We start from the raw sequence: 9,783 nt of genomic DNA, 5'->3' as shown, positions 1-9,783 counted from the left end.
CACCGGCGCCCAGCAGGCCGGCGAGCGCCTCGGCCCGGTCACCGGTGCCCTGCTGCGCGGTGCTGACCTGGTCACGCGCCAGATCGTCGTACGTCGGGTGCTCGACCTGGCGGAAGATCCCGATCGGCGCCCGGTGCAGGTAGCCGGCGTCGGTGAGCCGGGAGAGCGCGAAGGCCGAGGTGGGGTCGTCGGCGTGCGCGTCGTGGACGAGCAGGTCCTCCACCGGGACCCCGTCCGCCCGGTCCTCGCCGGCCACGTCCACGACCTGGAGAGAGCCGTCCGCCGGGTCGCGACGGACACCCCGCGAGCCCTCGGCCCCGAACCGGACCGGTTCGCCGTGCCGGAGCGGGATCAGGGCGTCGGCCTTGGTGTCGCGGTCCTTGATCGCGTCGAAGGCCCCGTCGTTGAAGATCGGGCAGTTCTGGTAGATCTCGACCAGCGAGGTGCCGCGGTGCGCGGCGGCAGCGGCGAGCACCGAGGTGAGGTGCTTGCGGTCGGAGTCGATCGTGCGGGCGACGAACGTGCCCTCGGCGCCCAGTGCCAGCGAGACCGGGTTGAACGGGTGGTCGACCGAGCCCATCGGGGTCGACTTGGTGATCTTGCCGGACTCCGACGTGGGGGAGTACTGCCCCTTGGTGAGGCCGTAGATGCGGTTGTTGAACAGCAGGATCGTCATGTTGACGTTGCGGCGCAGGGCGTGGATCAGGTGGTTGCCGCCGATCGACAGCGCGTCACCGTCACCGGTCACGACCCACACCGACAGGTCCTCCCGCGCGGTCGCGAGACCGGTGGCGATCGACGGCGCACGACCGTGGATGGAGTGCATGCCGTAGGTGTCGAGGTAGTAGGGGAACCGGCTCGAGCAGCCGATGCCCGAGACGAACACGATGTTCTCGCGGCGCAGCCCCAGGTCGGGCAGGAAGCCCTGGACCGCCTTGAGCACGGCGTAGTCGCCGCAACCGGGGCACCAGCGGACCTCCTGGTCGCTGGAGAAGTCCTTGCCGGTCTGGGTCTGGCCCTCCTCGAGCGTCGGGACGCCCTCGATGCCGGAGCGGAAGGTCGGCATGTTGAGTTCGATCGTCACTGGTGGACCTCCTGGCTGGTCGCGACGGACAGGTCGAGCTGGTCGGCGGGGATGCCCTCGGCCTCGGCGACGAGGTGGCCGATCGCCTCGGCGAGCTCGGCGGCCTTGATCGGCATGCCGTTGACCTGGTTGTAGCCGAGGGCGTCGACGAGGTACTTCCCGCGCAGCAGCAGCGAGAGCTGGCCGAGGTTCATCTCGGGCACCAGCACCTTGTCGTAGCCCTGGAGGACCTCGCCGAGGTCCTTCGGGAAGGGGTTGAGGTGACGCAGGTGCACCTGGGCCACGTCGAAGCCGGCGCGGCGCACCCGGCGGCAGGCGGCGCCGATCGGGCCGTACGTCGAGCCCCAGCCGATGACCAGGACCTTCGCCTGCCCGGACGGGTCGTCGACCTGCAGCGGCGGGAGCGAGTCGGCGATCCGGTCGATCTTGGCCTGGCGCGTGCGGACCATGAAGTCGTGGTTGGCCGGGTCGTAGGAGATGTTGCCGGTGATGTCGGCCTTCTCCAGACCGCCGATGCGGTGCTCGAGCCCGGCGACGCCCGGGGGAGCCCACGGGCGGGCCAGCGTCTCGGGGTCGCGGCGGTAGGGCTCGAAGGTCAGTGAACCGTCGGCAGCCTCGTTGATGTAGGGCTGGTCGGCGTCGGCCGTCGCGAACGCCGGGTCGATGACCGGCAGTTCGGCGACCTCGGGGATCCGCCACGGCTCGGAACCGTTGGCGAGGTAGCCGTCGGAGAGCAGGAAGACGGGGGTGCGGTAGGTGACCGCGATCCGGGTCGCCTCGACGGCGGCGTCGAAGCAGTCGCCCGGTGACTGCGGGGCGACGACGGGCACGGGAGCCTCGCCGTTGCGGCCGAACATCGCCTGCAGCAGGTCGGCCTGCTCGGTCTTGGTCGGCAGCCCGGTGGAGGGACCGCCACGCTGCACGTCGACGATCACCAGCGGCAGCTCGGTCATCACCGCGAGGCCGATCGACTCCGACTTCAGCGCGACACCGGGGCCGGAGGTCGAGGTGACGCCGAGGGCGCCGCCGAAGGAGGCGCCGATGGCCGCGCCGATGCCCGCGATCTCGTCCTCGGCCTGGAAGGTCGTGACGCCGAAGCCCTTGTGCTTGCTGAGCTCGTGGAGGATGTCGGAGGCCGGGGTGATCGGGTAGGTGCCCAGGAAGACCGGCAGGCCGGACTGCACGCCGCCGGCGACCAGGCCCCACGCGAGCGCGAGGTTGCCGGTGATGTTGCGGTAGGTGCCCGGCGACATCGCGGCGGGCTTGACCTCGTAGCGCACCACGAAGGTCTCGGTGGTCTCGCCGAAGTTCCAACCGGCCTTGAAGGCGGTGATGTTGGCGTCGCGGATGGCCGGGACCTTGGCGAAGCGCCGGGCCAGGAACGCCTCGGTGGTGTCGGTCGGGCGGCCGTACATCCACGACAGCAGGCCCAGGGCGAACATGTTCTTGGCGCGGGCCGCGTCCTTGCGGGAGAGCCCGAACTCCTTGACCGCCTCGACGGTCATGCCGGTCAGGTCCAGGGTGTGCACGGCGTAGTCGGCCAGCGGACCGGCGGTGTCGCCGATCGCGTCGAGCGGGTTCTCGGCGTACCCCGCCTTGTCGAGGTTGCGCTTGGAGAAGTCGTGGGTGTCCACGATGATCGTCGCGCCCTTGGGCAGGTCCGCGAGGTTGGCCTTGAGCGCCGCCGGGTTCATCGCGACGAGCACGTCGGGGGCGTCGCCCGGGGTGAGGATGTCGTGGTCGGCGAAGTGCACCTGGAACGACGAGACACCCGGGATCGTGCCCTGGGGGGCGCGGATCTCGGCCGGGAAGTTGGGCAGCGTCACGAGGTCGTTGCCGAAGGCGGCCGACTCCTGCGTGAACCGGTCGCCGGTGAGCTGCATGCCGTCGCCGGAGTCCCCGGCGAACCGGATGATGACCCGGTCGAGCTGCTTGACCTGCTTGGACACGGTGCGCCCACTCCTTCGCGAGCGCGGGGTGGCCGCGCTCGTACGCCGATGCTTAGAACGTGTTCTAGTTTCGCACGGATCCTGCCGATCGGTCAGGTGTCCGACCGACGTCCCCGGACGCCTTCGCCACTGTAGACGCGCCCCGGACGCGTCAAGTGCCCGTCCGCGCTCCGGTCGACGCGCCCCGCGTGATCCTCGACACGCCGGGAGGGTCTGGCTTGACGTCTTGTGATGTAAATGGACTAATTCACTCGACATTGACCGGAAATGCCCGGCCCCCCACGCAAGGCCCGTCCGCGGGCTGGAAGAGAGTCACCATGACGACACCCCGTCGGCGCCTCGTGCGCGCCGCCGCCGTCCTGTTCCCGCTGTCCCTCGCCCTCGCCGCCTGCGGCGGTGACGGTGACGCGGCCGACGACGCCAACACCATCAACATCGTCGGTTTCGCCGTGCCGGAGATCGCGAACAAGGCGATCGCGGACGAGTTCACCTCCACGCCCGAGGGCGAGGGCGTGGAGTTCAACACCTCCTACGGCGCCTCCGGCGACCAGAGCCGTGCCGTCGCCGAGGGCCTCGAGGCCGACTACGTGCACCTGTCGGTCGCGACCGACGTGGCCCGACTGGTCGACGCCGGCCTGGTCGACGAGGCCTGGGACGACGGGGAGAACAAGGGGATCGTCTCCACCTCGATCGTGGTCCTGGGTGTGCGCGAGGGCAACCCGCTGGACATCCAGGGCTGGGACGACCTGGTCGAGCCCGGCGTGGGCATCGTCACGGCCAACCCGGCCTCGTCGGGCGCTGCCCGGTGGAACGCGCTCGCCGCCTGGGGCCACATCACCGAGAACGGCGGCACCGAGGAGGAGGCCACCGAGTTCGTCGACCAGATCTTCGCCAACGTCGTGTCGCTGACCAACTCCGGTCGCGACGCCACCACCAGCTTCCTGCAGGGCAACGGCGACGTGCTCCTGGCCTACGAGAACGAGGCCATCCTGGCCAACCAGCAGGGCGAGGGCTTCGACTACGTCATCCCCGAGACCACGATGCTGATCGAGAACCCCGGCGCGATCCTCGAGGAGGCCAGCGAGCCCTCCCAGGCGTGGCTGGACTTCGTGCTGAGCGAGGAGGGCCAGCGCCAGTTCGCCCTGACCGGGTTCCGCCCGCTCAACCTCGACGAGCCCGGCACCGCCGACCTCGCTGCGGTGGGCCTGGAGGCCTCCGACATCGAGGGCGCTGCCGACCCCGAGGACCCGTTCCCCGCGGTGCAGAACCTGCTCACCCTCGACGGCAACTTCGGTGGCGGTGACTGGAGCGGCATCGTGGACAAGCTCTTCGGCACCGGCGAGGACGGCCAGTCGCTCGGCATCGTCACCGAGGCGATCGCCAAGTCCGGCAAGGCCACCGAGTAGTCCCGGCCCCATCCCGATCCCCGACGTGCCACGAGAGAAGACAGGGAGGCTGACATGAGCGTGCAGCTCGAGCCCCGACCACCGAGCCTGACGGTCGGCCCGGCCCCACGACGGCGTACGCCCAGCCACAACCTCACCCGCACGTCCGGGATCGGTCTCGGGCTGACCATGACCTGGTTCAGCCTGCTGGTCCTCATCCCGCTCGCCGCCGTCGTCGCCACCGCGGCCGCAGGTGGCCCGGACGGCTTCGGGCGCCCCGTCACCAACGAGCAGACCGCCGCTGCCATCCGGATCACGGTCCTCGCGGCGTTCTCGGTGACCCTGGTCAACGTCGTGATGGGCACGATGATCGCCTGGGTCCTGGTCCGCGACCGGTTCCCCGGCAAGGCTCTGCTCGAGCTGGTCATCGACGTCCCCTTCGCGCTGCCGACGATCGTGGCCGGCCTGGTGCTGCTCTCCCTCTACGGCAACGACAGCCCGCTGGGCCTGGAGCTGGCCAACACCGGCTGGTCGATCTACCTGGCCTTCCTCTTCGTGACCCTCCCGTTCGTCGTGCGGATGGTGCAGCCGGTGCTCGAGGAGCTGGACCAGGAGGTCGAGGAGGCCGCCGCCTCCCTCGGTGCCAGCCGGCTCACCACGTTCCGGCGGATCGTGCTGCCCGCCCTCGCCCCGGCCATCGCGGCCGGCGCCGCCCTCTCCTTCGCCCGGGCCGTCGGCGAGTACGGCTCGCTCGTGCTGCTCTCGGGCAACCTGCCCTTCGAGTCCGAGGTGACCTCGGTGCGCATCCTCAGCGCCATCGAGAACGACAACCGCGCCACTGCGGCGGCCATCGCCACGCTGCTGCTGGTGATCTCGCTGCTGGTCATCGTGGTCCTCGACGTCGTCCAGCGACGGGTGGCCCGCCGTGGCTGAGCGCACCCGTCCCGCGCCGGGCCCCACGACGTACGTCCTGCGGGTCCTGGTCATCACCTACCTGGTGCTGCTGGTCATCTGGCCCGTCTCGCTGGTGGTCACCAACACCTTCGCCAACGGCGACGAGGCGCTGCGCAGCATCCTCGAGGACCCCGACCTGGTCGACGCGCTACGGCTGACCGCGGTCGCCGCAGTGGTCGCCACCGCCATCAACACCGTCTTCGGCGTCACCGTCTCGCTGCTGCTGGTGCGCACGGTCTTCCCGGGCAAGCGGATCCTCAGCGCCCTGATGGACCTGCCGCTCTCGGTCTCCCCGATCGTCGTCGGCCTGGCGCTGGTGCTGGTCTACGGCGGCCGCAACGGCTGGTTCGGCCCGACGCTGGAGGGCGCCGGCCTCCAGGTCATCTTCTCGACCCCCGGCATCATCATGGCGACCGCGTTCGTCTCCCTGCCCCTCGTCATCCGCGAGGTGGTGCCGGTGCTCCAGGAGCTCGGCGACGAGCAGGAGCAGGCCGCGCGCAGCCTCGGGGCGAGCGGGCGCCAGACGTTCTGGCGGATCACGCTGCCCAGCATCAAGTGGGCCGTGGTCTACGGCGTCGTGCTGACCCTGGCCCGCTCCCTCGGCGAGTTCGGCGCGGTGAAGGTCGTCTCCGGCAACGTCCTGGGGGAGACCCGCACCGCGACCCTCGCGGTCGAGGAGAAGTACCTCAACTTCGACCAGGAGGGCGCCTACGCGATCGCCTTCCTCCTCGCCAGCGTCTCCGTGCTCGCCATCGTCGTCGTCTCCCTGCTCCGCTCGCGCGAAGCCCACCGCTGACACCCCCTGAAAGGCCTCACCATGAGCATCGACATCACCGGCGTCTCCAAGCGGTACGGCCACTTCGTGGCCCTCGAGGGCATCGACCTGAGCCTCCCGCGCGGTCAGCTGACCGCGCTGCTCGGCCCCAGCGGCGGCGGCAAGACCACGCTGCTGCGGATCATCGCCGGGCTCGAGACCCCCGACACCGGCTCGGTCGTCATCGAGGGCAAGGACGCCACGCGGCTCCCGGTCCAGAAGCGCAACGTCGGGTTCGTCTTCCAGCACTACGCCGCCTTCAAGCACCTCTCGGTGGCGCGCAACGTCGCCTTCGGCCTGGAGATCCGCAAGAAGCCCGAGGACGAGGTGCGGGCCAAGGTCGAGGAGCTGCTGGCGCTCGTGCACCTGAGCCAGTTCGCCGACCGGCTGCCCTCGCAGCTCTCCGGCGGGCAGCGACAGCGGATGGCGCTGGCTCGGGCGCTGGCCATCGAGCCCACCGTGCTGCTGCTCGACGAGCCCTTCGGTGCCCTCGACGCCAAGGTGCGCAAGGAGCTGCGCGACTGGCTGCGCCGCCTGCACGACGAGGTGCACGTGACGACCGTCTTCGTGACCCACGACCAGGAGGAGGCCCTCGAGGTCGCCGACGAGATCGTCGTGGTCAACCAGGGCCGGGTCGAGCAGGTGGGCACCCCGGACCAGCTCTACGACGACCCCGCCAACGACTTCGTCATGGGCTTCCTCGGCGAGACCACGACCCTCGGAGGGGTGGTGCTGCGGCCCCACGACATCGAGGTCGACCGCGGCCCCGGCCGGGCCGGGGCGCAGGAGGCGGTCGTCGTGCGCGTGCTGCGGGTCGGCTTCGAGGTGCGGGTCAGCGCCGAGACCACGGCGGGGGAGCAGGTGACGGTCTCGATGACGCGCACCCACGCCAAGGCCCTGCACGTCGACGAGGGCGCGACCCTCTGGCTCTGCCCCGCCGTGGGTGCGGCCACGGTGCCGTCGATGCCGTTCCGGCTGCGCGACGGTGTGGTGGCCTGAGTCGGGGCCGGTCGACGTGGACCGCGTGCGGACGCTGCTGGCCCTCGACGCCCACGAGCGGGGCGTGCTGGCGGGGTGGCTGCACGTGCTCGTCGGGCTGGTGGTCCGGGCCTCCTGAGCGGCGTACGACGCCGCTCGCAGCGTGCGGGTGCCGGTGCCGGGCGACATTCCGGGGGCGCCGCCGACCGTTGGGGGGCAATGGTCGACGGCGCCGCGCGATCCCAGGGGCTGGGTGCGCAGACCCTGGGTGTCTCGATGCTCGCCGCGGACCGCCCCGGCGCGCTAGGCGCAGAACGAACCGGTCGACCCACGGGGCGAAGCGCGGCACCACCCTTTGGTGGACGCGGTCGTCGGCGATCGGGCCTACCCTCCGAGACATGGCCCAGCGCTCCGTCCCCGTGATCGCAGCCAGGGCGTGATGGGCAGCGGGTCCCCGGCGGGCGCGCTCCCCCAGGGCTGGGAACCCGACAGGCACCGTGCGTACCCGGGGCTGCTCGGTGCGGACCCCGTGCTCCTCGATGCGTGCGACTGGGTGGCGAACCCCCTGCCGAGGGGAGACCGTCCGCCGCACCCTGCGCGGCTCGTGGTGGCGGCCGGGACGCCGGGGGTCGTGCGGTCCGCACGGGTCGAGGTGCCCGGCGAGACCGACGTCCACGTGCCGGGCAGCCGGGACGTCGTGGTCCTCTCGTTACTCGGCGGCGTCGTCGACCCCATCGACCCCAGCGACTCCGACGCTCGTCGGGTCGGTGCCGGGGACGTGCTGCTCGCCAACCACCCTGACGTCCCCGCCGACCTGCGGTGGCAGGTGCGCGATGCTTCCCTGCTCGCCGTGCGCCTGCCGGCCTCCCTGGTCGCCGACGTGATGGGCCGGCGCGACGACGCTTCCCGCCGGCCCCCGCGCTTCACCTCGTGCACGGCCCACGGGGGCCTGGGGCCTCGGTGGTGGCACGCGGCGTCGGCGGTCCACGCGCTGCTGGCCGAGCTCGGCGACGCCGGGTCGCAACTGGTCGTCGCGCCGGCCGCGCGGATGCTGGCCGCTACGGCGTTGGCCTGCTTCCCCAACGACGCCGTGCAGGTCGTCCCCCGCGAGCCCTCGCGAGCAGGAAGCGCCACGGTGCGCCGCGCCGTGTCCTACATCGAGTCGCACCCCGACGTCGACCTGACCACGCAGCAGGTGGCCGACGCCGCCTTCGTCACCCCGCGGGCCCTCCAGATGGCCTTCCGTCGCCAGCTCGACACCACGCCCACGGCGTACCTGCGCGGGGTGCGCCTCGCCCAGGCCGACGACGAGCTGCGGAGCGCCGAGCCGGGCGACGGCCGCAGCGTCACCTCGATCGCCCACCGGTGGGGCTTCACCAGCTCCAGCTTCAGCCGCCACTACCGCGCGGCTTACGGGCGAGCGCCGAGCGAGGTGCTGCGCACGACGGTCATCGTCCCGGTCCCGGTCCCGCGGGGCGTCGAGGTGGACGCGCCTCAGCGGTAGTTGGTGAACTGCACCGCGAAGTCGTAGTCCTGCTCCTTCACCAGCCGCTGGACGGCCTGGAGGTCGTCACGCTTCTTGCTGGAGATGCGCAGCTCGTCGCCCTGGATCTGCGCCTTCACGCCCTTGGGGCCCTCGTCGCGGATCAGCTTGGAGATCTTCTTGGCGTCCTCGGAGGAGATGCCCTCCTTGAGCGCGATGTCGATCTTGGACTGCTGGCCGGACTGGCGCGGCTCGGAGGCGTCGAGGACCTTGAGCGAGACGTTGCGCTTGATGAGCTTCTCCTTGAAGACGTCGAGCACCGCGCTGGCCCGGTCGTCGGCGGAGGCGCTGATCTCGATCGCGTGCTCGCCCTTCCACTCGATGGTGGCACCGGTGCCCTTGAAGTCGAAGCGCGTCGCGACCTCGCGGGCGGCCTGGCCGAGCGCGTTGTCGACCTCCTGGCGGTCGAGCTTGCTGACGATGTCGAAGGAGGAGTCGGCCACGGTGGTCTCCTGTGCTCGGTGCGGAAGGGCGGCGGATTGAGGTCGCCCCGGGGGGCTGCGCTATTGTTTCCTCCCGTTGCCGCGGGGCCAAACGGCGCCGTACGCGACATCCCGGCAGGTTGCCCGAGCGGCCAATGGGAGCGGACTGTAAATCCGTCGGCTTTGCCTTCGAAGGTTCGAATCCTTCACCTGCCACAGCATGACAAAGAGCCCCTGACCAGCAGCGATGCTGGTCAGGGGCTCTTCGGTGTCTGTCCGGCTCTGTCCGGCCGGGTCCGGCTGTCAACGGCTGGCCGCGACAAATACGCGACAAAGTTTGTCGCCAGGCTTCCCGGTTTAGTCCTTCCTGAGGAGCTTCAGTGCTTGCTGCTCGCCACCGTCGACACACCCGGCGTAGACGTCCAGCAGCACTCGGACGCTGTGTCCCGCCCAACTTGCGACCTGCGTTGGCGGAACCCCTGCGTTCAGCCACCAGGTGAGTCGCGCGTGCCGCAGTGGAGTCCAGCAGAGTGGTGTACGACGGACCTGAGTGAGCGCGTGCCTGCAACGTAGGCGCGGCCACCAGGTGGATCCTTCGAGTGATCTCTCACAACCGACTCGAAGAAGGACACCTTGATGACCGCTGTGCCCAGT

8 protein-coding genes and 1 tRNA gene are annotated in these 9,783 nt (G+C 70.7%); 6 read left to right on the top strand and 3 right to left on the bottom strand.

The window, feature by feature from the left end; genetic code table 11:
- Positions 1–1,066: 2-oxoacid:ferredoxin oxidoreductase subunit beta (locus tag Q1V71_RS05800; protein ID WP_300641618.1), on the bottom strand; the 1,066-nt coding region annotated here is incomplete at its 3' end.
- A 14-nt stretch (positions 1,067–1,080) separates the two neighbouring features.
- Positions 1,081–3,033 (bottom strand): 2-oxoacid:acceptor oxidoreductase subunit alpha, encoded by a 1,953-nt coding sequence (locus Q1V71_RS05795; RefSeq protein WP_300641616.1) that lies wholly within the window; start codon positions 3,031–3,033, stop codon positions 1,081–1,083.
- Between the two features lie 317 nt (positions 3,034–3,350).
- Between Q1V71_RS05795 and Q1V71_RS05790 the strand changes: the two genes are divergently transcribed.
- The 5 genes from Q1V71_RS05790 (at position 3,351) to Q1V71_RS05770 (ending at position 8,668) form a co-directional block, all read left to right on the top strand.
- Positions 3,351–4,439: an extracellular solute-binding protein gene (locus Q1V71_RS05790; protein ID WP_300641614.1), complete on the top strand. Its 1,089-nt coding sequence runs from the start codon at positions 3,351–3,353 to the stop codon at positions 4,437–4,439.
- Between the two features lie 54 nt (positions 4,440–4,493).
- Positions 4,494–5,351 (top strand): sulfate ABC transporter permease subunit CysT, encoded by an 858-nt coding sequence (cysT, locus tag Q1V71_RS05785; RefSeq protein WP_300641613.1) that lies wholly within the window; start codon positions 4,494–4,496, stop codon positions 5,349–5,351.
- Entirely contained in the window at positions 5,344–6,168 is an 825-nt protein-coding gene (locus Q1V71_RS05780) for a sulfate ABC transporter permease subunit (RefSeq protein WP_300641611.1), read from the top strand. Before cysT ends, Q1V71_RS05780 begins: the two co-directional genes overlap by 8 nt.
- A 21-nt stretch (positions 6,169–6,189) precedes the next feature.
- Positions 6,190–7,185, top strand: a complete 996-nt coding sequence (locus Q1V71_RS05775) for a sulfate ABC transporter ATP-binding protein (protein ID WP_300641609.1) — start codon at positions 6,190–6,192, stop codon at positions 7,183–7,185.
- 610 nt (positions 7,186–7,795) lie between these two features.
- Positions 7,796–8,668 carry an AraC family transcriptional regulator gene (locus tag Q1V71_RS05770; protein WP_300641607.1) on the top strand — a complete coding sequence of 291 codons (873 nt, stop codon included), beginning with the start codon at positions 7,796–7,798 and terminating at the stop codon, positions 8,666–8,668.
- On the opposite strand, the gene Q1V71_RS05765 is transcribed toward Q1V71_RS05770, so the two are convergent.
- The gene (locus tag Q1V71_RS05765; RefSeq protein WP_300641605.1) at positions 8,659–9,150 is read right to left on the bottom strand and encodes a YajQ family cyclic di-GMP-binding protein; all 492 of its coding nucleotides are present in this window, start codon (positions 9,148–9,150) and stop codon (positions 8,659–8,661) included. The two genes, Q1V71_RS05770 and Q1V71_RS05765, sit on opposite strands and share 10 nt — an antisense overlap.
- Before the next feature lie 113 nt (positions 9,151–9,263).
- Between Q1V71_RS05765 and Q1V71_RS05760 the strand changes: the two genes are divergently transcribed.
- Positions 9,264–9,345: transfer RNA gene (locus tag Q1V71_RS05760), tRNA-Tyr, on the top strand.
- The last annotated feature ends 438 nt before the right edge of the window (positions 9,346–9,783 follow it).

This window comes from Nocardioides sp. (assembly GCF_030149505.1).
Classification (GTDB): domain Bacteria; phylum Actinomycetota; class Actinomycetes; order Propionibacteriales; family Nocardioidaceae; genus Nocardioides.
This window is presented reverse-complemented; position numbering and strand designations above follow the sequence as displayed.

What these genes read in the sequence shown, in the direction of transcription:
- cysT (WP_300641613.1), top strand. Translation starts at nt 4,494, where the DNA reads ATGAGCGTGCAGCTCGAGCCCCGACCACCGAGCCTGACGGTCGGCCCG.
- Q1V71_RS05790 (WP_300641614.1), top strand. Translation starts at nt 3,351, where the DNA reads ATGACGACACCCCGTCGGCGCCTCGTGCGCGCCGCCGCCGTCCTGTTC.
- Q1V71_RS05775 (WP_300641609.1), top strand. Translation starts at nt 6,190, where the DNA reads ATGAGCATCGACATCACCGGCGTCTCCAAGCGGTACGGCCACTTCGTG.